At 40.5% G+C, this 25337-nt stretch carries 44 protein-coding genes; 3 read left to right on the top strand and 41 right to left on the bottom strand.

The window, feature by feature from the left end; all coding sequences use genetic code 11:
• From G576_RS13015 to G576_RS0106610, 38 genes are all read right to left on the bottom strand, one after another.
• On the bottom strand, positions 1-1999 hold a 1999-nt coding region (locus G576_RS13015; protein ID WP_211218878.1), incomplete at its 3' end, for a phage tail spike protein.
• Positions 1996-2673, bottom strand: coding sequence for a phage tail domain-containing protein (locus tag G576_RS0106795; RefSeq protein ID WP_027973965.1), 678 nt, complete (start codon positions 2671-2673; stop codon positions 1996-1998). The genes G576_RS13015 and G576_RS0106795, both read right to left, overlap by 4 nt.
• A gap of 39 nt (positions 2674-2712) precedes the next feature.
• Positions 2713-6087 carry a phage tail tape measure protein gene (locus G576_RS12495; protein ID WP_051178042.1) on the bottom strand — a complete coding sequence of 1125 codons (3375 nt, stop codon included), beginning with the start codon at positions 6085-6087 and terminating at the stop codon, positions 2713-2715.
• A 74-nt stretch (positions 6088-6161) separates the two neighbouring features.
• Positions 6162-6287, bottom strand: coding sequence for a hypothetical protein (locus G576_RS14050; protein WP_281168633.1), 126 nt, complete (start codon positions 6285-6287; stop codon positions 6162-6164).
• 68 nt (positions 6288-6355) lie between these two features.
• Entirely contained in the window at positions 6356-6724 is a 369-nt protein-coding gene (locus tag G576_RS0106780; RefSeq protein ID WP_245563022.1) for a hypothetical protein, read from the bottom strand.
• Between the two features lie 19 nt (positions 6725-6743).
• Positions 6744-7322: a hypothetical protein gene (locus G576_RS0106775; protein WP_027973963.1), complete on the bottom strand. Its 579-nt coding sequence runs from the start codon at positions 7320-7322 to the stop codon at positions 6744-6746.
• Positions 7323-7331: 9 nt separating this feature from the next.
• A complete protein-coding gene (locus G576_RS0106770) occupies positions 7332-7754 on the bottom strand; it encodes a hypothetical protein (protein ID WP_027973962.1) in 423 nt (140 codons plus the stop codon).
• Between the two features lie 3 nt (positions 7755-7757).
• The gene (locus tag G576_RS0106765) at positions 7758-8081 is read right to left on the bottom strand and encodes a hypothetical protein (RefSeq protein WP_245563021.1); all 324 of its coding nucleotides are present in this window, start codon (positions 8079-8081) and stop codon (positions 7758-7760) included.
• 10 nt (positions 8082-8091) lie between these two features.
• The gene (locus G576_RS0106760) at positions 8092-8469 is read right to left on the bottom strand and encodes a hypothetical protein (protein WP_024414935.1); all 378 of its coding nucleotides are present in this window, start codon (positions 8467-8469) and stop codon (positions 8092-8094) included.
• Positions 8462-8761, bottom strand: coding sequence for a phage head-tail connector protein (locus G576_RS0106755; protein ID WP_027973961.1), 300 nt, complete (start codon positions 8759-8761; stop codon positions 8462-8464). The genes G576_RS0106760 and G576_RS0106755 overlap by 8 nt, the downstream gene beginning before the upstream one ends.
• Before the next feature lie 14 nt (positions 8762-8775).
• Positions 8776-9066 carry a HeH/LEM domain-containing protein gene (locus G576_RS12490; protein WP_037618663.1) on the bottom strand — a complete coding sequence of 97 codons (291 nt, stop codon included), beginning with the start codon at positions 9064-9066 and terminating at the stop codon, positions 8776-8778.
• A 17-nt stretch (positions 9067-9083) separates the two neighbouring features.
• Positions 9084-10274, bottom strand: coding sequence for a phage major capsid protein (locus G576_RS0106745; protein WP_027973960.1), 1191 nt, complete (start codon positions 10272-10274; stop codon positions 9084-9086).
• Positions 10275-10276: 2 nt separating this feature from the next.
• Positions 10277-10969 carry a head maturation protease, ClpP-related gene (locus G576_RS0106740; protein WP_027973959.1) on the bottom strand — a complete coding sequence of 231 codons (693 nt, stop codon included), beginning with the start codon at positions 10967-10969 and terminating at the stop codon, positions 10277-10279.
• Positions 10947-12206 carry a phage portal protein gene (locus G576_RS12485; protein ID WP_051178039.1) on the bottom strand — a complete coding sequence of 420 codons (1260 nt, stop codon included), beginning with the start codon at positions 12204-12206 and terminating at the stop codon, positions 10947-10949. The genes G576_RS0106740 and G576_RS12485 overlap by 23 nt, the downstream gene beginning before the upstream one ends.
• 29 nt (positions 12207-12235) lie before the next feature.
• Positions 12236-12487: a hypothetical protein gene (locus G576_RS0106730; protein ID WP_027973958.1), complete on the bottom strand. Its 252-nt coding sequence runs from the start codon at positions 12485-12487 to the stop codon at positions 12236-12238.
• 9 nt (positions 12488-12496) lie between these two features.
• On the bottom strand, positions 12497-14149 hold the full coding sequence (locus tag G576_RS0106725; protein ID WP_027973957.1) for a terminase TerL endonuclease subunit: 1653 nt from the start codon (positions 14147-14149) through the stop codon (positions 12497-12499).
• Positions 14133-14480: a hypothetical protein gene (locus G576_RS0106720; RefSeq protein WP_051178037.1), complete on the bottom strand. Its 348-nt coding sequence runs from the start codon at positions 14478-14480 to the stop codon at positions 14133-14135. The genes G576_RS0106725 and G576_RS0106720 overlap by 17 nt, the downstream gene beginning before the upstream one ends.
• Positions 14481-14602: 122 nt before the next feature.
• Positions 14603-14923 (bottom strand): HNH endonuclease, encoded by a 321-nt coding sequence (locus G576_RS14045; RefSeq protein ID WP_281168635.1) that lies wholly within the window; start codon positions 14921-14923, stop codon positions 14603-14605.
• A 5-nt stretch (positions 14924-14928) separates the two neighbouring features.
• Positions 14929-15222 carry a hypothetical protein gene (locus tag G576_RS0106710; RefSeq protein ID WP_027973954.1) on the bottom strand — a complete coding sequence of 98 codons (294 nt, stop codon included), beginning with the start codon at positions 15220-15222 and terminating at the stop codon, positions 14929-14931.
• Positions 15223-15377: 155 nt separating this feature from the next.
• Positions 15378-15941, bottom strand: a complete 564-nt coding sequence (locus tag G576_RS0106705; protein ID WP_027973953.1) for a site-specific integrase — start codon at positions 15939-15941, stop codon at positions 15378-15380.
• 130 nt (positions 15942-16071) lie between these two features.
• The gene (locus G576_RS0106700) at positions 16072-16536 is read right to left on the bottom strand and encodes a hypothetical protein (protein ID WP_027973952.1); all 465 of its coding nucleotides are present in this window, start codon (positions 16534-16536) and stop codon (positions 16072-16074) included.
• Positions 16514-16735: a hypothetical protein gene (locus G576_RS0106695; RefSeq protein ID WP_027973951.1), complete on the bottom strand. Its 222-nt coding sequence runs from the start codon at positions 16733-16735 to the stop codon at positions 16514-16516. The genes G576_RS0106700 and G576_RS0106695 overlap by 23 nt, the downstream gene beginning before the upstream one ends.
• A complete protein-coding gene (locus G576_RS13575) occupies positions 16704-16844 on the bottom strand; it encodes a hypothetical protein (RefSeq protein WP_156875125.1) in 141 nt (46 codons plus the stop codon). The genes G576_RS0106695 and G576_RS13575 overlap by 32 nt, the downstream gene beginning before the upstream one ends.
• Positions 16841-17107, bottom strand: coding sequence for a hypothetical protein (locus G576_RS0106685; RefSeq protein WP_051178035.1), 267 nt, complete (start codon positions 17105-17107; stop codon positions 16841-16843). Before G576_RS0106685 ends, G576_RS13575 begins: the two co-directional genes overlap by 4 nt.
• Positions 17108-17503: 396 nt before the next feature.
• Positions 17504-17746 (bottom strand): hypothetical protein, encoded by a 243-nt coding sequence (locus G576_RS0106675; RefSeq protein ID WP_027973949.1) that lies wholly within the window; start codon positions 17744-17746, stop codon positions 17504-17506.
• Positions 17746-18291 (bottom strand): DUF1642 domain-containing protein, encoded by a 546-nt coding sequence (locus G576_RS0106670; RefSeq protein WP_051178033.1) that lies wholly within the window; start codon positions 18289-18291, stop codon positions 17746-17748. Before G576_RS0106670 ends, G576_RS0106675 begins: the two co-directional genes overlap by 1 nt.
• Positions 18278-18526 carry a hypothetical protein gene (locus tag G576_RS0106665; RefSeq protein ID WP_027973947.1) on the bottom strand — a complete coding sequence of 83 codons (249 nt, stop codon included), beginning with the start codon at positions 18524-18526 and terminating at the stop codon, positions 18278-18280. Before G576_RS0106665 ends, G576_RS0106670 begins: the two co-directional genes overlap by 14 nt.
• A gap of 45 nt (positions 18527-18571) precedes the next feature.
• Positions 18572-19321, bottom strand: coding sequence for a DNA-methyltransferase (locus G576_RS0106660; RefSeq protein ID WP_027973946.1), 750 nt, complete (start codon positions 19319-19321; stop codon positions 18572-18574).
• A gap of 1 nt (position 19322) precedes the next feature.
• Positions 19323-19604 carry a DUF1372 family protein gene (locus G576_RS0106655; RefSeq protein WP_037618657.1) on the bottom strand — a complete coding sequence of 94 codons (282 nt, stop codon included), beginning with the start codon at positions 19602-19604 and terminating at the stop codon, positions 19323-19325.
• On the bottom strand, positions 19597-19773 hold the full coding sequence (locus tag G576_RS13570) for a hypothetical protein (RefSeq protein WP_156875124.1): 177 nt from the start codon (positions 19771-19773) through the stop codon (positions 19597-19599). The genes G576_RS0106655 and G576_RS13570 overlap by 8 nt, the downstream gene beginning before the upstream one ends.
• 4 nt (positions 19774-19777) lie before the next feature.
• Positions 19778-19990, bottom strand: a complete 213-nt coding sequence (locus tag G576_RS0106645) for a hypothetical protein (RefSeq protein WP_027973944.1) — start codon at positions 19988-19990, stop codon at positions 19778-19780.
• Positions 19987-20136, bottom strand: coding sequence for a hypothetical protein (locus G576_RS13565; protein ID WP_156875123.1), 150 nt, complete (start codon positions 20134-20136; stop codon positions 19987-19989). Before G576_RS13565 ends, G576_RS0106645 begins: the two co-directional genes overlap by 4 nt.
• A 9-nt stretch (positions 20137-20145) precedes the next feature.
• Positions 20146-20343, bottom strand: a complete 198-nt coding sequence (locus G576_RS0106635) for a hypothetical protein (RefSeq protein WP_027973943.1) — start codon at positions 20341-20343, stop codon at positions 20146-20148.
• Positions 20343-21236: a replication initiator protein A gene (locus G576_RS12480; RefSeq protein WP_051178032.1), complete on the bottom strand. Its 894-nt coding sequence runs from the start codon at positions 21234-21236 to the stop codon at positions 20343-20345. Before G576_RS12480 ends, G576_RS0106635 begins: the two co-directional genes overlap by 1 nt.
• Positions 21217-21450, bottom strand: coding sequence for a hypothetical protein (locus tag G576_RS0106625; RefSeq protein ID WP_156875122.1), 234 nt, complete (start codon positions 21448-21450; stop codon positions 21217-21219). Before G576_RS0106625 ends, G576_RS12480 begins: the two co-directional genes overlap by 20 nt.
• A 7-nt stretch (positions 21451-21457) precedes the next feature.
• Positions 21458-21673 carry a hypothetical protein gene (locus tag G576_RS0106620; protein WP_027973941.1) on the bottom strand — a complete coding sequence of 72 codons (216 nt, stop codon included), beginning with the start codon at positions 21671-21673 and terminating at the stop codon, positions 21458-21460.
• 26 nt (positions 21674-21699) lie between these two features.
• Positions 21700-21984 (bottom strand): hypothetical protein, encoded by a 285-nt coding sequence (locus G576_RS0106615; RefSeq protein ID WP_027973940.1) that lies wholly within the window; start codon positions 21982-21984, stop codon positions 21700-21702.
• A 60-nt stretch (positions 21985-22044) separates the two neighbouring features.
• Positions 22045-22755, bottom strand: a complete 711-nt coding sequence (locus G576_RS0106610) for an ORF6C domain-containing protein (protein WP_027973939.1) — start codon at positions 22753-22755, stop codon at positions 22045-22047.
• A gap of 52 nt (positions 22756-22807) precedes the next feature.
• Here G576_RS0106610 and G576_RS0106605 point away from each other — a divergent pair, with 52 nt between their 5' ends.
• Entirely contained in the window at positions 22808-23317 is a 510-nt protein-coding gene (locus tag G576_RS0106605) for a hypothetical protein (RefSeq protein ID WP_156875121.1), read from the top strand.
• A 536-nt stretch (positions 23318-23853) separates the two neighbouring features.
• Positions 23854-24057 carry a hypothetical protein gene (locus tag G576_RS0106595; RefSeq protein ID WP_024376899.1) on the top strand — a complete coding sequence of 68 codons (204 nt, stop codon included), beginning with the start codon at positions 23854-23856 and terminating at the stop codon, positions 24055-24057.
• A gap of 11 nt (positions 24058-24068) precedes the next feature.
• Here G576_RS0106595 and G576_RS0106590 read toward each other — a convergent pair whose 3' ends face one another.
• Positions 24069-24269, bottom strand: a complete 201-nt coding sequence (locus G576_RS0106590) for a hypothetical protein (RefSeq protein ID WP_024376900.1) — start codon at positions 24267-24269, stop codon at positions 24069-24071.
• 36 nt (positions 24270-24305) lie between these two features.
• Entirely contained in the window at positions 24306-24539 is a 234-nt protein-coding gene (locus G576_RS0106585) for a helix-turn-helix domain-containing protein (RefSeq protein ID WP_027973936.1), read from the bottom strand.
• A gap of 58 nt (positions 24540-24597) precedes the next feature.
• Here G576_RS0106585 and G576_RS0106580 point away from each other — a divergent pair, with 58 nt between their 5' ends.
• A complete protein-coding gene (locus G576_RS0106580; RefSeq protein WP_027973935.1) occupies positions 24598-25068 on the top strand; it encodes a hypothetical protein in 471 nt (156 codons plus the stop codon).
• Here the strand turns inward: G576_RS0106580 and G576_RS13560 are convergent.
• Positions 25031-25273, bottom strand: a complete 243-nt coding sequence (locus G576_RS13560; protein ID WP_156875120.1) for a hypothetical protein — start codon at positions 25271-25273, stop codon at positions 25031-25033. The genes G576_RS0106580 and G576_RS13560 overlap by 38 nt on opposite strands.
• Positions 25274-25337 lie beyond the last annotated feature (64 nt).

The raw sequence follows: 25337 nt of genomic DNA, 5'->3' as shown, positions 1-25337 counted from the left end.
AAGCCCAATGGATGTATGAAGTTCTACCATCAGTGCCTTTCTCACCTTTATCAATCAACCCTTTAGAAACAGTAGTCAAACTTCTATCACTGGCGATAGCTTTAACAGTTGCCAATATATATACTAAGCCCAATTTTTCTGTGTGATAAACAGACATAGTGACTGTATCGCCAATTTTTACTAACCCTGTATTCTCATTGACTGCCCATGTTCCTGTATAACCAGGCGTACTGTAATGAGATATGCTGGTTTGATTGTATTGATAGTTTGTCGTGAATAGATGATGCGATAATCCTTGGATACCTTTTTCACCAAAAACTGATAAAACATAAGGTTCCCCAGTCGTGCTAGTACCGTCACTGTATCGTTCAATTCGATACGCCCAAACATAACGCTGAGTGGCGGTTGGAGTTTGCACCACTGTCCCCCAAGCTCCCGCATTACGAGTAACACCAGTGGCTTGGCTTGTCAGAAGATATCGCAGCTCAGTCGAAACGATGCCCTTCCCAGCAGGACCTTGAGTTAATTCAATAGCTTCTAAGTCTTTTTTTGTAGCGACCTGAGTGGCATCAATGCTTAGATGCTTAACATTTAATACTGCTTCACCATCATGATTAACGTACATGATGTCAGTCTCACCATTGGATAACCGAAACTGCTTAATATCGATAGCATTACCACTCAGGTTATTAATATTGACATTCCCTAGATTCTGATCGCTGATAGGAATAACCTCCCAATCAGTCCCAGACCACTGTTTCAAAATCACAGAGTATCCAATTGGTTCATACCAAAGATCTCCGACCTGCGCATTAGTAGGCCTTTCTGCACCACGATAGATAGCGTTTTTGCCATTGGCTGCCAACTGGATCATGTTTGCTGCCTCTTCCTTGACAGTCTCTAACCGTTGCTCAAGGCTTCGCTTTTCATTGATAGAGTTGTCTGATACCCGAGACACGAAATGCCCAAGCTCAATGGACTCAAAACGCTGACGCAAGCTATCAAATCGGTATTTGATAACCTTTGAAGTTGCCTTAAAATTATCCTCACGATGTTCAACTTTGACCGTATCACCAAGATGAACCTCTTCCATGAAGCGAAAAGCCTCATACTCCTTTGTTTTGGAAAGTTCCACAAAATCAACATCATAGGATGTTTTCGGAACATCGATGGTGCCAAATTGTTCACGAACAAGCTGACGCATCTTCTTGTAAGCCTCTTCAATCGGAAGGGCATCCTCATCATCAGCATACTCACCAATAGCAGCCTTAACATCAACCTTTACCTTCCCAATACGTGGAAAAGGATAGTCACCAATCCTAGGACTATCCACGTATTTTTCAGGCAAAAGCAAACCATCAAAGCCAATTGGCATGATTCGAGTCAAAACCTCTTGATCATCGATAAAAGCCTCGTAGCCTTTGAGATTTTTCTTGTGGATGATTTTAAACCCGTTATTTCGACCAATGGCTTGATTAAAATAGATATTAAAATTATCCCTTAAAATCTCACCACCAAAAAGAGAGACGAAGCTATTATCAAGTGAAGTATTAAGCAACACCTCGACAATATTCTTGCGGACGATGCGAGCACTAGCAACGCTTGAGATGTTGCTGAAAAACTGAAAAGCGTGACGATACTGTGTCTTACTTCCTAGCTGCTGAAGCCAAGCCTGGGCGCTCTTGTTAACAATATTGGTATCTTCAACTATGTTAAAAGCCAAATCATAGAAGATATGGAGACACGTAATTTCCAATTGTCCCATCGACGGCTCACACTTATAAACCCTAAAAAGTTGAGGACCTTGAGGGGTTGGAGCCTTGATAATCATCTGATTTTTAAGGACTTTACCAAATTTTCCTGTAATCGGATAAGACATACTGAGCGTGTAAAGACCGTTGATTTCTTCCTCGACAATCGCCGCCTTAGATTCATTGCTAAGGACACCTAGGCCATTGTGTTCAAAATTCGTTTCAATTGCCTTATAAAGCGTAATCATACGTAGCGCCACCGCCCCTTCCCTTCAATCCGGCTGATATTCCCAGACCATGAGATTTTATTGTCTCCTACCTTTAAAGTTGGGAATTCCCCAGTCATATGACTGTTCATATCAACAGTCCCTTTGTAGGCATTCATAGCTTCGCAGTCAATTTCAATATAGTCAGAAACATCTTTTAAAACAACAGACATCCCATTGATGGACAATGTACCAGAGCCAAAAACCTTGAGGTAAGGCCTTGAAAAATAACCACCTGGATTCTTGAGAGTTCCTTGCGTACTCATTGAAATAGTGTCTGACACCTCGTATTGAAATGGATCACAGGTAAATGATACGGTAAAACTCCCATACCCAGCCTCAGAATTGTCAATCTCGGAAATAGCGACCTTTTTGATTTTGTAAAAGACCACATCATCATCAAAGCGTAGCTCCTTTTTTCCAATAAAAAAAGCCTTAATGCGTCGCAAAAGACCCTTAATATTGTAAGCCTCTAAAAGATTGTACTCGCAAGAAATGACAATATCCTTGTATCCATTTTCAACCGTCAGATTACCATCTCGGCCAGGAATTTCTATATCCTCATAAGCCATTTCAGCTGTCGGAATAGCTGGGCGCTCAGCCAAGCAAAAAGGCAAATCATCAGGAAACTTACCATCTAAAAACGTTTTAAGCATTTGCACCTCCTAAAAGTCGAGAGGCAAACCCCTCTCTGGTTAACCAACACCACCAGTTGCAAACTGGCGCATGTTAGACTTGTTCGCAATCCACTTGTCAACCTTGTCAAAAAAGCGATCACTCCCGTAATCACTGTCAACATTCGCAGTCATATGGATTTCGTTGTTAACGATGATTTCTTGCTGACCAGCCATACCAGCTGCAGCAAACTGCGCACGACCAATCTCACCAAGTACTTTAGTTGTCAGCGGTAATACCGCCTCTGGACCAGCTTCACCACCAACCATCAAATTATTACCGTTTCGACCAAAGACAGTCGGATTCATCATGACCCCACCATCCTTATACCATGAAATTCCAAAATGAGGCACGCTTGGTGGAACCAAACTAAATTTCCCCGAAATTGTCACATGCGGTAATTTCAAATGTGGCAGACTCCAAGAAAAGTTAAAGAAGCCCTTGATTCTATTGATTGCGTTTGAGACCGTGTCTCTTGCACCGTTGATGGTGTTTGATATGGTTGACTTGATATTTCCCCAAATCCGCGAGACAGTCCCTGAAATCGAACTAAATACGGACGAGACCGTGCTAGACATGGAATTCCACACCCCTGAAGCTACATTTTTTATCCCGTTCCAGGCGTTTGACGTGGCATTTTTAACACCGGACCAAACATTGGAAATCGTACTAGAAATCGAATTAAACACAGACGAAACCGTGTTTTTGATGCCGGACCACAAACCAGACAAGAAACTTGAGATGCCGGACCACACACTTCTCGCCACACTTGAAACCGTATTCCAAGTCGTTGACAAGAAAGCGGAAATAGCGGTAAAAATCGTCTGAGCAGATTTTGACAAATTATCCCACAACGGACTGACAAAGCCAACAATTGACTCCCACGTTGAAGTAAAAACGGATTTTATACCGTCCCATAACGGGCTAAAAAAGTCTGCAAGCCCTTGCCAAATGGCCTGCGCCAGTGAAACAAAAACGTTCCACGCCAAGATTAGTGGCGTAGAAATGGATAACCAAGCGATATTAAAAATCTCCTTAATGGCCTCCCATAAAAAGAGAAAGACGTTTTTGAAGGTCTCCCATATCGGTGTTACCATTACAATGAAATTTGTCCACATCTCTGTCAACCACGTTGTCAGACTTGTCCAAATTTCAATAGTCTTATCCTTCACTACCTGCCACTTCTCAGCAAACCATTCACCAATTGGTCCAAAAACTTCCTGAAGCCAAGCCCAAAATGTCGCTAAATACTCCTTTATAGTGTCCCAATTGGTCACAACCAGATAGACAATACCTGCTATCGCGGCACCAATTAAAGCTGGCCAGCTTAAAATAGTGCTTAGAAAAGTCCCAATAGCTGGCATGAGCGTACCTGTAATAAAGGTTCCTACACCAGCTAAAGCCCCTCCCGTCCCAAATAAGGAAGCAATCGCACCAATTCCAGTAGCAATCTGACCAATGACAACCAAAATCGGACCGAGCGCAGCAACAATCCCACCAATGACAACGATGGTCTGCTGCATACTATCCGGCATTTTGGCAAAACCTTCCGCTAAATCTGCCAAAAAATCAAATAATGGATCCATGGCATCTAAAGCTTCAGACACTGCATCCATCAACGGACCACCAAATTCAATGGCAATATCGCTCAATTTATTTTTGACAATGGTTAATTTGCTCTCAAAAGTCTCATAGCGCTTCTGAGCCTCTTCTGATAAAGCTGAATTTTCTTCAAAAGCTCGAGATGATTGAGCAAAAGATTCTTTCAGCAAATCACCTGCTCCCGCCAAACGTTGCATCGCATCAATTTCGTTGACGGATTCCACGCCCAAGTCCTTGAGTGTTCCTGTTACGTTTCCTCCCTCGTCTTTGATACGGCCAAGACCTTTGACAAGTGCCACAATCGCATCCTGAGGTCGCTCCTGCCACATCGTCGCAAATTCAGCCGCACTTGTTCCAGCTAATGCGGCGAAGTTTTCAAGACCCTCACCACCTTCAATAACTGCAGTATTGACCTTTTGCATGACACGGCTCATCGCAGAGCCCCCAGCCTCGGCATTAATACCAACTGAAGACATAGCGGCCGCCAGACCCATTGTCTGAGCCTCAGTAAGGCCGACTAGATTGCCGGTTCCAGCCAAACGTAGCCCCATATCTAAAATTTCTGACTCAGTGGTCGCAAAATTATTTCCAAGCGAAACAATGGTGGACCCAAGCTCATCAAACTTATCTTGTGGCATCTGCGTGATGTTGGCAAGCCTTGCCAACGCATTCGCAGCCTCTTCAGATGACAAATTAGTAGATTGCCCCATGTCAATCATGGTGCGAGTAAAACCAAGGACATTCTCGGTCTTAATCCCCAACTGTCCAGCCGCCTCAGCTACCGCAGAAATTTCAGTGGTTGTCGCAGGAATTTCCTTAGACATGTCTCGGATGCCTTGACGTAAATCATCATAACTCAAGATTACCTTGCCATTGGCATCGACAACCTCGTTATTTGTCTTCGTAACACCTGCAAAAGCACTCTCAAAGTCACTTGCCGATTTGATAGCAATACCTGCACCAGCCAATATAGGGACAGTCAGACCAGCCGTCAGACTCTTTCCAACACCAGTCAGCTTGCCACCGATGTCCTTAGCCTTATCTCCAAAATGACCTAAAGTATCGTTGGCTTTCTTAGCTTCATTCGCATACTCCTGGAAAGCAGTCTTAGACTGCAACAACTCTGTCTCAAGCTTGTCAACCTCTGCACTGCTTTCACCATACTCAGCCTTAGCAAGCTCCAGTTGCTTCTCGAGATTTTCAACCTGCTTACCAGTATTTTCCATCTGTTCGGCAAGCTCGCGCTTTTTGATTTTGAGCTTGTCAGATTCACTAGCATTTAACTTAAGCTCAGCACGTTCTAAATCATACTTAGCTTTTGTCTTTTCGGTGGCATCAGCAAGCCTATCCTGCTCAGACTTCAAGGCAGTCAGCTTGTTTTTACGTTCTTCAGAAGCTCTGGCAGATTCACTGGTCGCCTGTTTTTCCTTTGCAAGAGCCTGAGTGGTCTGCTCAATTGCATTTTTAAGGTATTCCTCGTTACGCTTAGCATCTAGTAGCTTATTCGTCCACGTCTGTGTCTCTTTCGAATTTTCACCAGTGAGACGAGTAACCTCTTCAAGAGCCTGTTGCGTCAACTTTGTCTTCTGCTGAGCAATCTCATACTCTGACGATAATTTAGTTAAACTAGCTTCCAGCTTATCCGTGGCACTACCTGTTAATCTAAGCTGTTCCTGCTGAAGCCTCAATTCTTTATTCAAAGCGGTAATCTTCCCGTTCATTTCGGTGATTCCACGATTAAATTCAGCATTTAAGACCTTATAAGTTACCTTAACCTCTGATTTTCCAGCCATTTTACCTCCTTTCTTTGATTAATTACCTACAAAAAAGGCTGAAATTACCTTAGAATGGCAATCTCAGCACCTCTTTAATCACTGTTTTTAAAGTTTTCAATGGCTACCTTTGTCGCAGCAATAACTTCCAAATCATGGATTGGAGCCTGCATTACAAAATCAACGCCTAAATCAAACGCAAAAGCATAGTAGCAAACCACATCATACAGACTAACTTCATCCCAATTAATTTTTGGAATCCGTTTAGGTTTTTGCTTATCCTTGCCACTTACTTTTTTGTAGCAGCCTCAAAAGCAACATTCAACTGACTTTTCTTGACTGGTTTACCACCCGTCATGATTTGGCCAAAGATGGCCCCAAGAAGTTCCAGGTCAAATGGACAGACATCTAAGAATGCTTGATAACCTAATTCACCTCCTGCAGCACGATAAGCCACAAAAACACCGTTTAAGTAGTCATTTGCATTAAACGCTGAATTACCCTTGCGGCGCGCAAGTATATCATTTAACATATGCTTACTCATCAAACCTTCCTTCTGCGCTCGCTGAAAATCAGCAAGAGAAATCCGTGTCTGAATCGGCACAAATTCCCCATTGGTCAATTCAATGCGTGTGATCAATTCATTTTGTTCTGACATGATAGCCACCTTTCCTTAGTTAAATAACAGCCTTCTTGACAAGTTCAGACGTAAAATTAGTGTTCCAAGCCTTAAGCGTAGGCTCATCTGAGATGTCATCTGCAAAGCCTTCGTAGTAGAGACAATTATTTTCATCTGCCATCGCTGTAAACGGAATTTCCACCTCAGCGATTTCTTCTTCACCGTTGGTGATGTTAATTTTGAGACCACTGGTAAAAGTGATGTTTGGGAAAGCGATGACCTTACGACTTTCACGCCCAATGTCGTACACATCCCACGTAACGTTCCCGCTAGCACCAGTTGACGTCGTCTTGTACCCATAGATGCCCTCTTTGAGCTCATCATTGGTTAATCCAAAGACATCACGAAGAACGCCTACTGGCATGTGACCTGTAAAGGTACAGTTGAGCTTATCAACGATAATCACTTCCTTGGCTGTTTTGCCTTCGCACTTCTTTGTAATAGTCTTAGTTTCCGCTTCGACAGACAGTGCACCCGTACAACCTAATTTTTTAGCAACTTCCAGTTGACTCTTTGCCATCTTGCGAAATTGACCATTCGTAATCTCAAATTGGTCAAATTGTTTAGTTAAATCCATTTTTGCCTCCTAGACACTTAAAAGTTCTTCCTGCGCTCGGATGAGTTCATCCAGCACGTAATCAAACACAATATCTTCCCTATCAGACAAACCTCTTTCAAAGAAAGCTTGTGCAATGGGATTGTGTGGGCCTCTCCCTTCGTTCGGGAAAACCAAATAACCAAAAGAGCCCCGCTTATTAGCGGCGCCCCCTCTGGCTACAATATCAAAACCCAAATTAAATATCCGCTCCTTCAGCGGATTAGAAAATTTAGCATGTTTCTTGTTACGGTCGCTTACCGGCATAAAGCCAACAATCCCCTGCATGACTTCTTTAGTCCCTTTATTTTTCAGGACACGATTGACGACCTCCTCAGACTTATTAGGAATTTTAACCATTGCTTCGGCTAAACGCTGAGACCCCGAAAAATCAAGCGTAGCCTTATTTGCCATAAATTACCTCTCTATCCGAATCAATTGGTGAAAATTAAGCGTCGTAGCCGTCACCTGCTTGTCTGTATTGACCAAGTTGCCCTTGTCAATTTCAGAACTATCGAAAATCAACCGACAGTCTTTCAATCGCTCAATCAGACTCACATCATCAAAACTAGCACTCTCACGAGTAACAAACATGACTGTGAAAGCCCGCTTGTATTGATTAGCATGTGTACCAGGTGTCAATCCACCATCGTCAGAGTACAGAAAGAAGGACGGGTTGTCTGCCACCTCGTCCCTTCCCATATCTAACCCAAAGCAAGGAAAACCAGTCCCACGAATCACCTCAACAATCCTACTTAGATCCAGAGGTTTGGATATAATTTCCACCATCCCAGTACCCTACCTTTCTCAGAAATAGATACATATACTCTTGCCGATTATCAACATCCACCGACTCAACTGCAAAAAGTTCATCCTTTATCCGTACTTTATGCGACTTCTGAAAGTCTTGCACATAGTAGCATTGGACCTTGATATCTACTGCAGATAGATTTGATACCAAGTAGCTATCATACTTGGCTACAATGGACTTGTAACCAAAGTACAATCTCCCCCTAGTCGTCAACTCTTCACCGATTTTCTTAGCCGTATCCTTGTCACGCTTGGTGGTCAAATCTCCATATTCAAGTAGTCCATCATTGAGTGGTTGATAATCACCTTTTTTACTCATTACCCTTCCTCCTCAATCGCCTCACACCATTTTCATGTTGGAGACGCAATAACTGTCTTCTGTAATCTTCCTCGAACATGGAAGTATTGCCAGACCAAGCCCGACGACAATACGCTTTCAACAGCACCCTAGGCAAGCCAGATACAGAGTAGTCCGACTCGCCACAGATACCATCGATAAGGGCTATCCCTTCTTCGATGTATTCCTTAATCTCGCTATCTTGACTATCCCAGGTCACACGCAAGTGCGATTTTATAGGTTCAAGAAGCACACTACTCAAATCTTCACTCACCTAGACACCTCCAGCTACTCTGCAACAGTCAATAGAGCAATCAAATCAGACTTTTTAGCTGCCTTATCAAATTCAATACCTTTTTCGGTCAATAAAGCCTTGATTTCATCCGTCTTCAACTTGCTATAGTCTGTTTCAGCTTCACTTTCATCCAATACCTTGACAAATGCACGCTTTTCGCTATTCTCTCCCAAGAGGACTTCGAGGCGTTCAGCATCCACCTCGAAGACATCCCCAAAAGTACGGTCAAGCTGAGCAACCTTATCGAAAAATTCTTCCGTTACTTCAACCTTAATCAGTTCCATGTTTCGTTCCCCTTTCACTAAATAGACACCTTAGGATTAATAGTATCTTCTTTGACGATAGTAGCTGGACCTTCCAAATCTGGGATTGTCGCACCTGCAACGCTAGAAATATCTGCCACAAAGAATGCATTTTCATTCTTGGCAATCCCTTTACCAAAGAATTGAGCGATGTGCAAATCAAGATTTTGAAGTGCTAGAGTCTCACGGTATTCTTGGATTTCAACGCTACCTGCAACAACTAGTAAGTAGTTATACGGAACACCAAAAACGAGCTTGTTTTCTGTAACAGCATGCAATGGAATAATTGTCTCTCCAGTCGGCAGTTGGGTTGTTACCCATACCCCTGCATCAGTTCTGAAAGCAAGTTTTGGAAATACCTTCGACCAGTAGGTCATCGGATTGACAAGCACAGCCACTTGGCCATTATCTGTTTTAGCTTTGGCAAGTGCAGCGCGAATACCAGCAAGAGTTGACGGTGTCAAATCAGCTAATTCGATGGCCTGTTTTTCCGGATAGACACCACCGGAATCTCCTGAGAGTTTTCGCATCATGCCTAAAGGTTTTTCTTTACCATCACCATTTACAACGGCCTCTTCAAGAGATGCTGCCATTACTTCTTGCAAGAATGTGATGACATAACTAGCCAACCAAGATGGGCCAAGTTTGTAGTACCCCTTCGGAACTGCAATATAGCCAGAAAGTTGTGATTGAGAAATATCCAATCGTTTGAACGAATCCAAAAGAATTTGTTGGATATTCTCAGGAATTATCCCCCAGAAAGCACGTTTCTTAGTCGAGTCACCGTAAATAAATGCAGTTTCCACATCGCCAACCTGCATATCAATCAAAGACAACAGAGGGTGTTCTTGTACCAAATTACGATACACATCTTCAATGATAGTTTCTGGGAACATCTGATCTAAACCAGTGATTTTTTGTTTTTGAGCTGCTTCACTGAAAAATTTACGTTCAGCGGATGTCAATTTCCGACGAAGTCCACGTTCGGCAAGGATAGACTCATCTTGTACCCCTTCTTGAAACTCCGCAGCAGCAGCCTTAACTTGTTCAGATACATTAGCTTCCAAACCTGTAACAAAGTTTTCAAAGGCTTGTTTCTGCTCCTGCTCGTTATCTGTTCGCAAAGCAGCAAACAATTGTTCGCGAGCTTCAGCAAAGTTTGTCTTCAAATCGTTGTTAATCAATGACATAATTATTGTTCTCCTCTTTTTTGTGTAAATAAAAAGGCAAAGCGTTCAATATTTCGCTTTCCCTTATCCTCATGTTCATCAGTCCCATACTTAGCCATAAGGCTATCTAGGACATTGTTTTCAGCGTCATTAGACACTTCTTCTGGCTCACCTTCGCCATAAATACCATCAGCAAGCCCCAAGGTAACTGCTTCATCAGCCGTGAGGAAAGTCTCCTCATCAAGAAGAGCTTTCAACTCCTCTCTGTCGCCCTTAAAACGCTTAAGGTAGGTCTCTTCAACAGATACCTGGGCCTTGTCCAAATCGTCAGCCACCTTACGCAATTCCTTGGCATTGCCATAGGCAAATGTCCATGGATTGTGAATCATCAACTGCGTATCTTTTGGCATCAGAATCTTATCAGCACCCATAGCAATGATAGATGCGGCACTTGCAGCCAAACCATCAATAATCACCGTCACAGTCTCATCACGCTGACTAAAGAAATTCTTGATTGCAATTCCCTCAAACATATCACCACCGTAAGAATTGATATGTACTTCAATTTCATTTCCTTGGAAACCTGCCAAAGCATTGCGAACATCCTTGAAGTTAATCCCTTCCCAGTAACCACCAACAGTACCGTGTAGGTATAATACAGCCTTATCGTCATTTGAGACAGATGCCTCAAATTTAAACGGAATGTGTTTTGTCACTAGCTTTCACTTCTCCTTTCTTTAGATTATCACCAGAACCATCAGCCCTAGCATAGTTTAACGATACAAAGTATTGATTGGCCCACGGCTCATCAATCGGCTCTTCTCCCAGTTTATCCCTCAATTCGTTTGTACTGAGAGCACCGATTCGGAATAATGCTTCCCCAGCCGACGCAAATTTCTCTGCGCTGTAAACTAGGATTGTGTTCGTCTGTATCTTAAATTTTGAGCCAACAGCCAGATGTTCCTTACCGTATAGCTTGCGATTAATTTCCGTTTCAATTGCGTCAGCCCACGGACGTACACCGAAATTGACAAAGTTATCACGAATCGCCTCTGCATCTGCCACATCACCTTTCATGATTCCACGAGGAATCGAGAAAGCGTCAGCAGCATAGTGGACAACATCCATAATGACATCGGAAATATCACGAGTAGTTACCGCCCCACTCTTAGTATTGGAACTTGTCTGAACGAGGCTAGATATTCCAAGCCCTTCTTCTAAAGGAGTGATTGAGTCTTCATCAGAAAGTACAGCAGCAAACCGCTTCTCATACATCTCATCCATGATAAGATCATATTCCGTTGTCTCGTTACCTTCATCATCTACCTCAACAACAGCCTTTCCGTATTTCTGGTCAAACAAGGTACCAATATTCAGACCAAGTTTCAAAGCGTTTCCCCTGTTGTAATTGCGAATCGCTCCACCAATCAACTTCCCATATTCCGAGTACAGGTCATCCAAGTAACCTTTTACCTTCGAATCATTCATGGTAAAGTGCAAAACATCTTCTTCCTGATAGACCGCATTCAACTGCAGTCCACCAGCAACCGTGATGTTCTTGTAAACATTTTGACGAAAGGCTTTCTTGTCAATTTCAAAGCTCTCCGCAAGAATGAACTCACCATTGTGCATCAAAACCAAAGCACCATCTGAGTTCTTGACCATCTGACCTATTAAAGCGGCAAGAAATTCATTCTGAGTCTGATTTTGGTTTGGCTCATAATTAAACCGATACCAAATATCACCCTTCTGAAGCTTGCCGTTGTTGTAGGTTTCATAGTTGGCCAAAGACAAAGCATTGGCTATCTTGTCAATACACATCTGCAGAGCAAATTCCATAAACTGCACTCGCTGACCAGACCGACGAACCGCAGCATCTAGCTCCTTACGACTAACCTTCTTAACAGTACCATCACGGGCGAAAAAACCAAAGAAATTATTTAACCACCCCAAGTGGACCACCTCCTTTTCTAATTTGCAACCTACTTACGCTTGTACCAGGGACGCTTCAATCGTTCAACTTCTTTTTCTAACTTCTCAATCCGTTTCAAATGAGCCGAAAATTCAGCGTTAGTGCTTTCAGCATTCTTGCAACAACGATCATTCAACTCCTCAAAACACTTATCAGTACGAAACTGAAGCTCAAACAACCGCTCCACTTTCCCATTTAGATAATCAAGCGTCTTCCAAATCAAAACAAATGGACGATATTTTTTCTTAATTCGCTTAGACATATAAAACTCCTATCGTGTAAAACTACGCAATCTGCGATTAATTTTTACAGTCTTCTTCTCCAACTGTTCCTCAATTGACATCGCATGAATCAAAGCCATAAAACCATCTGTCTTCCTCCTCTCTGGATCAATCTTTTTGTAAGTCTTGTTCCCTTTACCATCAACATCAACATAGACATTATTTGTGTACCACCGCATCATACGGTCTTCTCCAAACACAATCTCATGATTCGCAAACATCATATCAACCGTAGGGGCAAGCCTTGAGTGAGTAATAGCTCCACTACGAACCACTTCTATAGGCAATCCAGCATTTTCAAACGCTTCTTTGACTGGTGCCTTTCGGAAATCATCCATCGCTATATTGACAATCTTGTACTTCTCAGCCATCTTCACAAACCAATCAGCCACATACTTAGGATCCATAACCTTTCCAGGAACTATCGTAACCAGTCCCTCATGTTGTGGAATTGTAAAATCCATCTTAAAATCTTGGATTTTCAAAGCCTCTGAGACAATAAAAGTATGATGTAACCAATACCGCATCTTCCCTCGTCTAAACAAGAGACCTACACCGATAAAGTCTCGAACATCCGCATAGTCAATTGCACCCACACACTCCATTCCCTCTAAATCATCTGGTAACGGTCTGCTTGCTGCCACAATATCATCCCACTCAGCTACTGCATGAGTCGTATCTTCCAAGGGGAAATTACATCGCTTAGTAATAAAGTCTAGGAATAACTCCTTGCTACGTAAAGCACGCTTGTAGGCTTTCCTGTACTCTTTCAGCAATGTTGGCAAGTATGGCAACATCGGATTAGCCTTTATCCAAGCAAGCTCATCTTCCCATTCCTCAAACGCATCAATCTTAGCCAAAATCGGTAACATCCCAGCACGATAGTCGCAAGTTGAAAGAATATCCCTAGCAGTCTGCTTGTAATCATCCAGTACCGCACCACGAACCTTACCATCCGTCGTTAGATACATCACAGAAGCATCCGCAACCTTACCAAGAGCGTTGATGTAGACATTGATATTGTCATAATTCAAATACTCATGTAATTCATCAAAGATAACCAAACCAGGACGAAGACCATCCTTGGTCCGTGCATTTGAGGTGTGGTATTTAATCTTAGACCTAGATTTGATAAAAGTAATTAAGGTCTGGGAAAACTTGTAAGCCTTCTGCAAAACAGCATGGTCTTTAATCGTATTGTAAACATCATCAAATGATGTCTTAGCCTGAGCCTCGCTATTGGCAACAATATCCACATTGTACTCGCGAATACCGTTTCGATTGCTAGTTTTAAAAAAAGCCTCATCAGAAGCAATACTGTTCTTACCAAATCCACGAGCACATAATAAAAACAGCTCGGGAAATACCAAACTGTCATCGCTCTTCCAACGGATAGCATTAACTGCCGCATGAATAAATCGTTGCGGAGGCTGTAGCATATATGGGCGATATTTGTTGATAAAATCAACAACACTATCAGCCTTTTTTACATCAACATAAATTTCTGGATCAGAAATGGCAGCAATTACCAAATCCGCCATCTGCTTAATTTCCTTACAGACAGGATTTTTCTCTGTAACAATATCTCTCAACCAGTCGTCAATGTGAGAAGTTCCGCTGGTAAAATTAAATGTCTTCGCCATCCTCAGACTTCAATTCCTTAGCTTCGATTCCTAATTTTTCAAGCATGACCATCATCTGCTTATTGACGTTGACTTGGAGAGATACGGAATCATTTTTCTTACCATTAATACGTATGCCATTCAACTTTATATCCTGTCTTAAAAGTTGAGATGTCTCCCACAGGGAAATATACTGCTCAACTAAATCTTTAAATGGCTCCTCATATTTTTTACGCTCCTGCAAAATACGAATAAGCTTGATTCGTAAATCATCACGAGACTTAACATATTTTTTCTGAGCAACCAAAGGGCGTTCCCAATCAAATTCTGGGTATTCTAAAAAACCAGCCATATTTCTCCTTTCATGTGAGGTTTTTTTGTTCTTGATAAAATTTCGCTAGATATCTTTTCCGAGGTACCCCTTCCCGTTGCACGTTTCCCCTTTAGAAAAGCCATTTGGTTTGACCCGGGGGCTTACCACTGTTCCTCGTTGTCGAATTTTCGACGATGATAGCCATTCAACTTTTCTGGATGTTCTCGGTTATGACATGGATTGCAAAGACATTCTGTGTTGTCTAATTCCAAGGCTAACTCTGGATGATGTTTTACTTCTTTCTTGTGATGTACCATGTTTGCTGGTGTGTATCGACCGGCTCGCACGCAACGTTGACACTCGTTATTGTCTAAGCGTCTACGTATCTTTCGAATGGTTCGCCACTCCTTGGTCCAATAGAACTCTTTGACTTTGTCGGCTCTGATTAGCTCGACTAACCTGTCAAGTATTTCAGGAGTCATCAGATTCATTTGATCAACCCCTGACTAGCAAGCCATTCCTCTGTGAGAATCTGTTGAATCTTTGTTACAAGCTCCGGATTGAGTTGCCCAATCTGTATTCCAAGATTGCTCAATAGTTTTGTATTATGTTCAGACGATAATACTTGACGCATAAGACCAGTAAATAATGCTGCAACTTCTGAATTGGTTAGTCGATTGATTGCTATAACATCATAAATGTGCTGATTGATTTCATCAAGCGACTGTCTGTTTTGATTCAAATAGTCTGAGATTTTCTTTTCTGCTACTTTGTTAACCATTCTTCGTCACTTCCTTCTCTTAATTTGATATATCTTATATTCTCTCAAATTCGCTACACTTTCTAAAACATTATTAAATCGAGTGTTTTAATAGCTATCGTTTTATCAGTTTAGCATTTCCACGATATATCAAATTAACACTCTGAAAATAAAAATCACAAGTCAAATTTACGCATTAGATCATCTAATTGGTCTTGTTTGATACCAATATACCTAAGCGTAATCATTGGACTTGCGTGATTAAAAGTTTCCATCAATGCGGCTACATCTTTAAATTGTTTGTAATGATGATAGCCGTAAGTCTTTCTCATAGAATGGGTTCCGATGTTATCAATTCCCAAAAACTCAGCAGCTTCTTTTATGATGTTCCAGCACTGTTCGGGTGATAAGGGCTTGTTATTTCCTTCTCTGCTTTGGAAAATATAGTAATGATGTGGCTTATCTTTGACGAACTCTCTCATTTCCCTTTTGAGAGTCTTCGTCATTCTAAAAGTTCTGACTTTCTTTGTCTTGCGTTCTTTGACTCTAATATGCCAGCCTTGAACATCCTTAACTTTGAGATTAACAATGTCTCCTATCCTAAGGCCTGAACTTATCCCAGTAAGGAAGAGCATGTAATTACGTCTCCGTCTATCTGGGTTTTCCGCACTCTCATGAATCAAATAATCTTTCATTGCTTGAATGTCATCTTTATCTCTGATTGGCTCAACTAAGTTCACACGTTCCTCCTTCCCAGAATAATATAAAAGCCACACGGATTTGTGTGACTTTATGTTTACCTATTAGTTTTACTCATGATACAAATATAACACATTGTTTTTGTCACTTCTATACGTTTTTGTGACAAGATTACATCAAAAGGATTCTGGCTAAAGTGTCCAATATAACTTCGCGTCGTCTATAAATTTGCTTTCGATGCTTATAAAGATAGCCAGTATCTCCATTTTGCATGATATACAAAATTTGAACCCAGTCATACTTTGTATGTTCTCCCCAACGCAAATGAAAGATTTTCTTATCGTCAGGTTCAAGTACCTTTAATAATTCTGAGATAGCATTCTGAAACTCTTCCAATTTTAGAATTACTGGATCGCTGGCGTAAGTAATGGCTAGGTTTTCGGATGTATTGCATGAAGTACCACTTCTACTTGCTCCCGAATCGTCTATGTCTGGCATCGTTAAATTCTTAACCGCATAGACCCTTTCTAATTCATGACGGCGCTGGCCAATAAGTTTATCAATTTTTAGATACTTAGCCTCAAGCTCAAACTCAAGGAAATCACGTCTTGTCTTACTTGCTGTTTTCTTTGTCAAATTGTTCTCCCCATTTTTTCCATTGATCAGCTGCATTAGCAAAGGCTACTGATAAGGTTGTAAATACATTACTAATGGCAGTACCTACCGACATGAAGATTTGTCGTATCTGTTCAGGATTTAAAACCAACTGTTCTAGTTCTTGCTGTCTTTGTAACTCAGCTTGCTTAGCTTTCTTCTTCCTGATTCTTTTGTTCATGTTTCCTATAAGTCTCCCAAGCTCCCGTGATGATAGCGATTAACACAATCAACAGGAATGCAATCACAATCAATGCTGCCAAGAATTTAATAATTTCAAGTAAAATCATTTCGTCCTCCATTTTCTCGTATTAGCTCTTTTCTTAGCTGTTTCTCTAGCTATTTCGTCCCATACATAGTCGGCATTTTCAAGCATGAGGTCCACGCATTTGTCTTTTAGGGTCTCGATTTCAATTTCTTGACGCTCTATGTCTTTGTATGCACGGTTGTAAAGTTCATCTTTCAGGAACTCATTTTCTTTGAGCAACTGAACTACATCAATTTCAATCTTACATCCATAATCTGGTAACAATCTAATTCCATTAAAACTCATCTAATACCTCCTGTAATTTTTTTATTGTGACATCTGCATAAATCCATACTGTGAAATCTGTTGGAACATCTGTCACAGAGCGGCTTGTCAATTGTCATTATTTATCTCCTTTTACCAAACTTCAATATCTTCACTATCACATTTAGGGCACTCTGTAGGTTTCTGATAGTCGTACAATAAATCACTTACAAAAGTTCCCTCAAGACAGCCATTACACTCAACAAAATACATACCCTACCCTCCACAGGTCTCAATTTTCGGTATCATTTTTTGCCTCCTATTTTTCGAAAAACATACCTATCATGCTGATGATAAGTATCCAAATAAAGGTCAAAAACGCTATTAGCCCAGATAGGATGATGAGATTAAATAAAAAGTCTAATATCGGCCAATCCATCATTCCACCTCCTTCGGCGGTTCAGGCAACGACATCCAGTACAGCTCATCACCTTCGGTGTTTTCGAAACATACACCCTCGCCACACTCGACCCAAGTATCTGTCCAGACATTCTTACCATCTGAGACCAATACCTCTTCATCGATTTCTGGGGTTATACAATCCCACATAAAATCGTATCGGTAACCTTCTGCTTTTTCTTCCTCCGTGAGGGGTCTCGTTACTAATTTAACCCATTCCATCACTCCACCTCTTTTGCAAACTGCCACGCCCACTCAAAATCCTGTTTGATTTCGGATTCAGTGAGTTGAAAATCGCTATCATAATTTTTATTACCATTCCGTCCTACGGAACGCCAAATAGCAATACTTCCTGATAGGGTTCTCCCTAAAATATACACATCGTCATGGATTGCATGCGGATTCGGTATCTCCACCGTATATAGCTTCTCCTGCTCAATTTCATAACCGTCCAGCCAGGCACGGGCGAAGGTTTCTTCGTTATTAATAATCCACTCCGACTCTTTATTTTGGGCGTTATCCATTGCAATAAATAATGACATGCCTTCGACTTTTGCATACCGAATATAGCTATCAATAAATTCAGGCACCACAACCTTCTGCGGTTCGTGTTGTTTCGGAAACTGATACACTTGTTTAACTGCCATTCTAAAAGGATGTGTGGTACTGTGGACTATGACTTCAACTCCGTCAGTATACGTTTCGTTAATTGTTACGGGTATAAATTCCGTACACCCATTCACTTCGTAAAAATCATTCTGTTTCATCTGTTTTCTCCAAATCTTTTTCGCGGAAAACCCTAATCACGAAATTATAGGTATTGTCAGGCGATGGCAACAGCAACTGTCCGCCAAATTGCTCCTCATCTTTGTGTAAATCGTTAATTATGGATAGTATTTGTTGACCTACGGTCATAGGTGCCATCAAGTCCTCGCACTCAACTGCTTTTAGTAGCTGATGCACCTTATCCAATTCTGCAAATTTTTTGTTTTCTTCTGTCATTGTATTTCCTCCAAAAAATCATATACCGTCATCTGCTCCACCCTCTCAAAATAAACTGGGCTGGTAGCTAGACAACATCTGCTCTTTTGCCTTCTTGTAAAAATCCTTCTTGATTTCAAAACCATAGGCTGACCGATTCATCTCAATTGCTGCCCGAAGTGTGCTTCCGCTACCTGCCACTGGGTCAATAACCACATCCCCCTCATCTGTAAAGATTTCAATTAACCGTTTCAGCACAGGAATTGGCTTCTGCGTTGGGTGGATAACCGGATATGAGCTATCCTTCTCCCACGGCGCATGATTGAGTATCATAGCGCCGTTGTTGTTAAATTTTGGTAGCTTATCACGATACAATACCGTAGCCTCTTCCACAGCGCCCACAATCTTCATGTTAGCTTTCAAAACCTGCGGGCTAGATTTCTTGGTAAAGTAGAGCGGGTAAGCATTGTTAAAACCGTGCTTCTTACCACACTCAATAACCATGTCCCGTTGTTGCCAGGCATGGAAAACAATCATTGCTGGCGCTTTGCCTTTTTCTTTCGGTTCCTTCTTCAAAAGCCGACTGCAAAAATCAAAGAAATTGTTAATTTTAAAATCGTTGTCCGTGTCAAAGAACGATTTACCTGCTAACTTACTCTCCCCGTTGCTGTTATCACCATCCTTATACCATCTAGGGTCACTGGCATAGGCATTATTGCCGAGGTTATACGGTATATCAGCAATAATCAACTGCGCCCGTGGAATGTTGTAACGTTTTGCATTTTCGAAATGGTCATTAAAAAGTTCAAATTTCACATCAACTCCCCCGTCCTTTCAAATACTCTGGTATCGGGTCACCGATCTTAAGACTCTCGTACTGCTCTTTTGTCACAAGAAACTTTCCGTAAGCGCCGACCGTGACCGTGTAGCGTCCGTCTATGATTTCCTTATCTGTAATTTTGCCGGTCATCAGACCGCCTGCATTATCGACGGTGTAGACAATCGGACGTGGCTCGTCGTGAGGTGCAAAATAGCCGATGACAAAGCCAAGGATAAAGATATTAAGTATCAGCAAATGTAGTTTATAGTCTTTACTCATAAACAACCTCTATCTCTACATCACAAAGCTCATCTCTCCACTTATCAGCAAGCAAAACCCTAGCCACCCTAGCCTCAATCTCAGTTTCAAAATAATGCGTATCTCGGACACTTCTGTCAATCTGACTATAGACCGTCACAGTATACGACGGTTGAATTTTATTTACCAAAGCATTACTCCCCTTTCACTATCAAGTAATAACAATCCCTCGCACCATAATCCACCCTGATATTATCCCCGCTCATGCTCTTAGCAAAAGTTGGACGGTTAATGGCAGAGCTACTTGCCTGATGTTCCTTTAGCGCCTTGACTGCGCTATGAATGTGGCAGAAACTACCCAGATAAAACCTGCGGTGACCGTTGTAGATAAAATAAAGTTCAATCATAGACAATCCTCCATATTTTCCGCTAACTGAGCTATTAACAACTCTTGCATAACCTCAAGCCCTTGAAGATAGTCAGGATTGTCATTTCTACTGGCCAAAAAATCCTTGGCCAGCTTTATCTGTGCACTTGCAACCCCAATAATCATCAATACCTCCTAACAATCCACTTCCACAGGATAAAACTGCCCGTAGGACTTATAAAGCGCATGGAGCACTTGCACCGCAGCGCCACGACTCACAAACCGCTTAGCTTTTGCCTCGTCCGAAAACGAAACCTCTAAACCGGTCAGACTAATAGTGGCTGACATCAGATAAGGCTTGTTTTCACGACCAGCATGCTTTAAAATAAACATTATTTCTCCAACCTCTTGAGCATCTCAGACTTCTTTCTTTCAAGCTCTGCCATTTTCTCAGGACTTGTTTCATTCTTGTAGTCCTGATTGCTCCACTCTGGCACATTTGATTTCTCCGGGACAATAGCAGAGCTCCTACTATTTTTCCGTTGCTCAAAGTTAGCATCATCAGCAAGCACCTGCTCCATCGTCCTGATACCCTTACGAGCCCAATTTTTCAAAATTCCTTGCAGGTAATTGTAATTAGCATTATTATTTGACGTTCGCTTGATAGCCTCAATGATAATTTCAACGCTCAACCCATCCTCCTGATGGAATTTGGTCAAATCCTCAAATTGAAACGGCGTCGGAGTATGACCTCTGAAAGCTTTTTGGAATGAAAGAATAACCTCGGTCATATCATCAATATTAGTATTACTATTTTCAGTCTTGATACTTTCAGTCTTATTAGTCTTAAATTTTTTGTCGTCTTGAATTAAAAAATCTTTAGTTCTGTGTTTAATATTTTTTAATTCAGTATTAAAATCCGTTAAGTTCTCATGTGAAACTTTTGGCCCCAGCAAATAAAGACGATTTGATAAATTAAGACCCTGACGAACCTCTTTCAAAAGCCCTGCATTAGCCAGTTCCTTTTTTGCTTTTATAATAGTTGGTACCGAGCAATTCAAACCACCAATTCTAGAGGCAAGATTTTCATTAGAGAACAAAATATAAATTTTGCCATCCTTGTCATACCACTTATTTTTTAGAGATAAAGATAAGCGATCATAAAGAAAAGTATAAACAGTCTTTGCCTGCAAAGATAAATCGCAATACGGCTCTTGCCACAGCCACTTTGGAAATTGATAAAACTGAAACTTTTCAACCTCTTGTTTATAATATGTTTCTGTCATTTCTCTTCCTCACACTATAATTACTCTTCGTGCAGACCTTCATACGCACATAAGCAATCGCTTCTTCAGTTGGTTCGATATGATTTTTAATAAGATGATAACGAGCCAAATCTTCAAACTTTGCAGGATTGTTCCTAGCAAAATGACGCAAATGCCACTTATCAATCCCAAAAAGCGAATTAACCACATAGTTTAATTCCGTATTATGTTCCATATCAACCTCAGTCCACAAAGACTTCTTTTTTAGTCACAGGATCAATATCAACACGACGGCCAGTCTTATAGTCAATAAATCCTGTTTTCTTAGCCGGTCGCTGTTTAACTTGTTCCCCTTGCCTACTTCTCAAAGCTTTTGTCAGTCTAATATTCATCAGTAGCGACTCAATCAATGTAACTGACACAAGTGTGCCTACTGCAATAATTTGTAAATTGTTCATGATATAGTTCCTTTTTGTTCTTTATGTTAAATAGCTGTTCTTTGCCAGTTTTTGTGGTACCATTCAATAACGGCATCTCTGGGATATTTCTCACGAGCATTTTCAATTCGTGGAAAATCCTTGTGACAATTAAATCGTGCATCAAAACTCCCTGTATCCTTTGTTCCAAGCAACATTTCAGCACATTGAGACTTATTGAGTTCCATCGGATATCGCCGTTTTTCATCCATGACAACGTGCATGACCTTCAACGCTCTATCCATTAGCCCAGCTTCAAACTGGTCCAACATTTGAATCATTAGATCATTCATGATATAATCCTCTTGTATGTTTATATTTGAGCCTGATTGCCGTCAGGCTTTTTTTGCGTTTTATAGTTCATAAGCATTCAACTCCATGATTTTCATTTTGGTGTTTGTGCTCGGTTCCCATGTCATCCAGTAAGATAACGCTGCTTCAGCGAATTTCTTTGGCAACATGTCATAGCGATTGATGTTGAAATGGTCTTTAAAATCAACCTCAGCTTGACGAAAGACCGACTGTGCGAAGATTTTATCAGCATAAGCAGGACTTTCTAAGCCTCCAAGCATAGCAACCACACGAGCTTTTCTCTTTTTTAACAAAGCTTGCGCAAAACTCGGATGAATTGGTTGCTCATTTTTCAGATAATCAACATCTTGAGCCAATGCCAACTGCTGCTCTTTCAGTTTCTTCTGCCCAGTAAATAGAGCGATGAAAGCCTCCTCAGGTAAATTTTCTGGCACATAAGCTCCCTGCTGACGAATCTGTGGTAATACCTCGCTAGTGACCCAGCGTTTGAATTCTTTGGCCTGTGGCAACTTACTGGATAAGATTAGCGAGTAAAGACCAGATTCATTGATGATGATTGTATTTTGGATACGACCCAAACTATCGGTGAGTCCGTGTTTCACGGAGTCATCCTCATCAACATGTCGAGAAATTGCATCAAGTGGTTTTAGATAACCTAAAATATTGGCCACATCTTTCCCAACAAACCAAGGCTCGTTGTTAATGGTAACAGTACGGACTTCCTGCCCGTGGAAAACAAAAATTTCGTTCATAAAATTCCTTTCTAATTTGATATAATAAAAATAAAATGCTTGTGAGGTAACAATGAAATTAATCTATTTAGGACTTATTCTTTATGCTATCCTGTATATTTATCAAATAATAAGTGAATTAAGAAAGATACAAATGACACATGAGTTGATTGATACTTTCAACAAAACATTTGAAAGTAAAGATATTTCTGAATGGAGACATCAATTAGTTCCATTAATGCCAAAATTAAAATACCTCAATCCTTCGTATCCGATAGATGCTCTCAGCTACGATAAAGATGATTATTATTTTCACGTTTCTGTAAAAACAATCTACTCACAACTTTTCACTATCCAAGATTACTTACTGTTTGATAAATGGAAAGTTTTTAATCCATTGACTCCTCTGAAAGATGTTTTTCTCATACCAAGTAAGATTCTTAGATTTTTAGGTCTAGACCTAAACAATATTATTTCTGCCATCATCAGCACCATTACGTGGATGGTCATTTATCATGATAAAATTTCAACATTGATAACTAGTTTAAAACCTATCTTTGAGGAATTTTTCAAAAATAATTAATAGCATTACTGTCTCAAATAGGACACAGACAGCTACCTCGAAACCTAATAAACACCAGTTGACAGCAAATAACGACAACGATAAAAACATTAAGTCTCTTAAAAATATCTTCACACCATTCCCCTCCTTATCTCTCCAAGCGCCAACAGAGTCTCCCACACATCTAGCCCCTCATTGAATGTTATTCACGATGGCTTCGTCGATGTCTACGCAACGTTCCCAATCGTTCTTAAACACCAATAATTTTCCATTTCTATACCAACAATCGCCCTCTACTGCGTTTGTTGGTTTTTCATTTCCATGAAAAAAATGAATTCACAGTTGAAGGTGATTTTATTAGATTTGTTTAGTTGAGTCTATTTGTTCTTTAGTCCAATTCCCAAGGACTATTTTTTTAGAATCTACTGTTACCGCAGTAGGTTCTTTTGGTCTATACGGATACCGTTTTGGTCTCATGTCCTTCTCCTTTCTAGTTCGGTTAGTTTCTCCCTTCCCGTGATATAATCAACATATCAACACGGAAAGGAGGTCAAGTCATGAAACAATTTATTATCGATTCACTAAAAGATGAAGTAGATACTATTACCATTTCTTTCACAAATGGCGATAAAATAACATTCTTCCAAATCTATGAAACCTACTCCGACCAAGAGAACATCATTGATTTGGTAGAGTTAAAAACAGACTACAGACACTTAGTGAACATCGAACAAATTGCACACATTCGATTGAATGTGTAATGCTACCACACCTAATCCTTGTGATTAGGTGTTTTTTGCTGACAAGCTCTACGCTTGATTGCGAATTCTAAACTTTTGATAAGACCGCCTGGCTGATGAATGCCTAGGACCGAAATCTTTTTCAAACTTGAAATAGCTTCTTCATAGGTTTCTGACGAAAGCAAAATCTCATCAACCATATTTTCAAAATGTTTTTCAATGATTTCTTTCATCCCCTTCTCCTTTCTGTAAATAGCAGAGCTGGTAAGTTAATTTGGCTGTTTTTTTATGAAAATTCGTTTTAATTCGTAATTTGTTCCTAAAAAAATATCATCTTGTTCAACTTTATAAAATGCAGCTAGCTTAGCAAGTAAATCTGCTCTAATTCGACTGCTATCGTTTTCATATTTCAAAAGCGTTTGCTGATGAATGCCAATTATATCTGCTACTTCTTTCGCAGTAAGACCTGTATTAACACGTAATGCTTTTAAAGACCATTTCAATAACCCTCACCCCTTTCTAAATTTGGTATAATGTTTGTAAAAATGATTGGAGAAATTTATGAAAAAGTATATAAAGACCGTCTCTGAATATATAGGTACTGTTATATTCACAATCTTTTTTATTTTAATGGCAACATCTTTATTTAATTGGATGCTAGAACTTTCCTCATACAATGCTTTATCTGAATTTAAAGCTATTGATATGAACCAAATGTTAATTGGCTTATGGTTCAGTTTAACTTTTCATCTAATTATTTTTTCAATATTTTTCATCTGGTATTCTATTTATAAAATTAAAGGACAAAGCTGGAAGATTGCAACTACAATCTTTTCCATTTTTAACAAATTATTTATACCTTCAATATTTTCTTTCTGGATGTTACTCTCTTTGAGAATTGAACTCTTTAACCTAATCGCTACAATCCTAGCCACTGCCGCATTGTTGGCAGATTTTAGAAAAAAATCGAAACCATTAGAATTACTCCCACTTTCTACTCATCATCCCAAAAAAGATAGCCAATCACAATAAGTTGAGAAAGACTAATATAAGTAATAGCTACTTCTTGAGCGACTTTCGGAAAAAATAGACAACTGAATAAAGCAAATGCATTAAAATTTGAAACAATAAAAATAATCTTCGCTTTCATTCTTCCTCCTTTCCACCTTACTTCTTCTTCCTCCACTTCACAATCTGCCGTATCACAAACGACAGAACCAACAAACCAGCTAACCAATAGATCATTGCTTTCTTTGGCAAATGGTGGTATACTTCAAATAAGAGGTTGGGGCTTTCGCCCC

Source organism: Streptococcus porci DSM 23759 (assembly GCF_000423765.1).
Taxonomy (GTDB): domain Bacteria; phylum Bacillota; class Bacilli; order Lactobacillales; family Streptococcaceae; genus Streptococcus; species Streptococcus porci.
This window is presented reverse-complemented; position numbering and strand designations above follow the sequence as displayed.

Coding starts and splice junctions, on each gene's coding strand:
- G576_RS0106635 (WP_027973943.1), bottom strand. CDS start 20,343: ATGTTTATTTTAAAGCATGCTGGTCGTGAAAACAAGCCTTATCTGATG.
- G576_RS0106625 (WP_156875122.1), bottom strand. CDS start 21,450: ATGGAACATAATACGGAATTAAACTATGTGGTTAATTCGCTTTTTGGG.
- G576_RS0106685 (WP_051178035.1), bottom strand. CDS start 17,107: ATGAGTTTTAATGGAATTAGATTGTTACCAGATTATGGATGTAAGATT.
- G576_RS13575 (WP_156875125.1), bottom strand. CDS start 16,844: ATGATTTTACTTGAAATTATTAAATTCTTGGCAGCATTGATTGTGATT.
- G576_RS0106655 (WP_037618657.1), bottom strand. CDS start 19,604: ATGAGTAAAGACTATAAACTACATTTGCTGATACTTAATATCTTTATC.
- G576_RS0106760 (WP_024414935.1), bottom strand. CDS start 8,469: ATGAGTAAAAAAGGTGATTATCAACCACTCAATGATGGACTACTTGAA.
- G576_RS0106665 (WP_027973947.1), bottom strand. CDS start 18,526: ATGACAGAAGAAAACAAAAAATTTGCAGAATTGGATAAGGTGCATCAG.
- G576_RS0106720 (WP_051178037.1), bottom strand. CDS start 14,480: ATGGCTGGTTTTTTAGAATACCCAGAATTTGATTGGGAACGCCCTTTG.
- G576_RS0106730 (WP_027973958.1), bottom strand. CDS start 12,487: ATGTCTAAGCGAATTAAGAAAAAATATCGTCCATTTGTTTTGATTTGG.
- G576_RS0106695 (WP_027973951.1), bottom strand. CDS start 16,735: ATGAACAAAAGAATCAGGAAGAAGAAAGCTAAGCAAGCTGAGTTACAA.
- G576_RS0106590 (WP_024376900.1), bottom strand. CDS start 24,269: ATGAAAGAAATCATTGAAAAACATTTTGAAAATATGGTTGATGAGATT.
- G576_RS0106595 (WP_024376899.1), top strand. CDS start 23,854: ATGAAACAATTTATTATCGATTCACTAAAAGATGAAGTAGATACTATT.
- G576_RS13565 (WP_156875123.1), bottom strand. CDS start 20,136: ATGATTATTGGGGTTGCAAGTGCACAGATAAAGCTGGCCAAGGATTTT.
- G576_RS0106795 (WP_027973965.1), bottom strand. CDS start 2,673: ATGCTTAAAACGTTTTTAGATGGTAAGTTTCCTGATGATTTGCCTTTT.
- G576_RS12490 (WP_037618663.1), bottom strand. CDS start 9,066: ATGGAACTGATTAAGGTTGAAGTAACGGAAGAATTTTTCGATAAGGTT.
- G576_RS0106780 (WP_245563022.1), bottom strand. CDS start 6,724: ATGTCAGAACAAAATGAATTGATCACACGCATTGAATTGACCAATGGG.
- G576_RS0106710 (WP_027973954.1), bottom strand. CDS start 15,222: ATGGTTAACAAAGTAGCAGAAAAGAAAATCTCAGACTATTTGAATCAA.
- G576_RS12480 (WP_051178032.1), bottom strand. CDS start 21,236: ATGACAGAAACATATTATAAACAAGAGGTTGAAAAGTTTCAGTTTTAT.
- G576_RS0106615 (WP_027973940.1), bottom strand. CDS start 21,984: ATGAATGATCTAATGATTCAAATGTTGGACCAGTTTGAAGCTGGGCTA.
- G576_RS0106725 (WP_027973957.1), bottom strand. CDS start 14,149: ATGGCGAAGACATTTAATTTTACCAGCGGAACTTCTCACATTGACGAC.
- G576_RS0106645 (WP_027973944.1), bottom strand. CDS start 19,990: ATGATTGAACTTTATTTTATCTACAACGGTCACCGCAGGTTTTATCTG.
- G576_RS0106580 (WP_027973935.1), top strand. CDS start 24,598: ATGAAAAAGTATATAAAGACCGTCTCTGAATATATAGGTACTGTTATA.
- G576_RS0106620 (WP_027973941.1), bottom strand. CDS start 21,673: ATGAACAATTTACAAATTATTGCAGTAGGCACACTTGTGTCAGTTACA.
- G576_RS0106775 (WP_027973963.1), bottom strand. CDS start 7,322: ATGGATTTAACTAAACAATTTGACCAATTTGAGATTACGAATGGTCAA.
- G576_RS0106605 (WP_156875121.1), top strand. CDS start 22,808: ATGAAATTAATCTATTTAGGACTTATTCTTTATGCTATCCTGTATATT.
- G576_RS0106610 (WP_027973939.1), bottom strand. CDS start 22,755: ATGAACGAAATTTTTGTTTTCCACGGGCAGGAAGTCCGTACTGTTACC.
- G576_RS14045 (WP_281168635.1), bottom strand. CDS start 14,923: ATGACTCCTGAAATACTTGACAGGTTAGTCGAGCTAATCAGAGCCGAC.
- G576_RS0106770 (WP_027973962.1), bottom strand. CDS start 7,754: ATGGCAAATAAGGCTACGCTTGATTTTTCGGGGTCTCAGCGTTTAGCC.
- G576_RS0106675 (WP_027973949.1), bottom strand. CDS start 17,746: ATGGAATGGGTTAAATTAGTAACGAGACCCCTCACGGAGGAAGAAAAA.
- G576_RS0106745 (WP_027973960.1), bottom strand. CDS start 10,274: ATGTCATTGATTAACAACGATTTGAAGACAAACTTTGCTGAAGCTCGC.
- G576_RS12495 (WP_051178042.1), bottom strand. CDS start 6,087: ATGGCTGGAAAATCAGAGGTTAAGGTAACTTATAAGGTCTTAAATGCT.
- G576_RS0106670 (WP_051178033.1), bottom strand. CDS start 18,291: ATGAAACAGAATGATTTTTACGAAGTGAATGGGTGTACGGAATTTATA.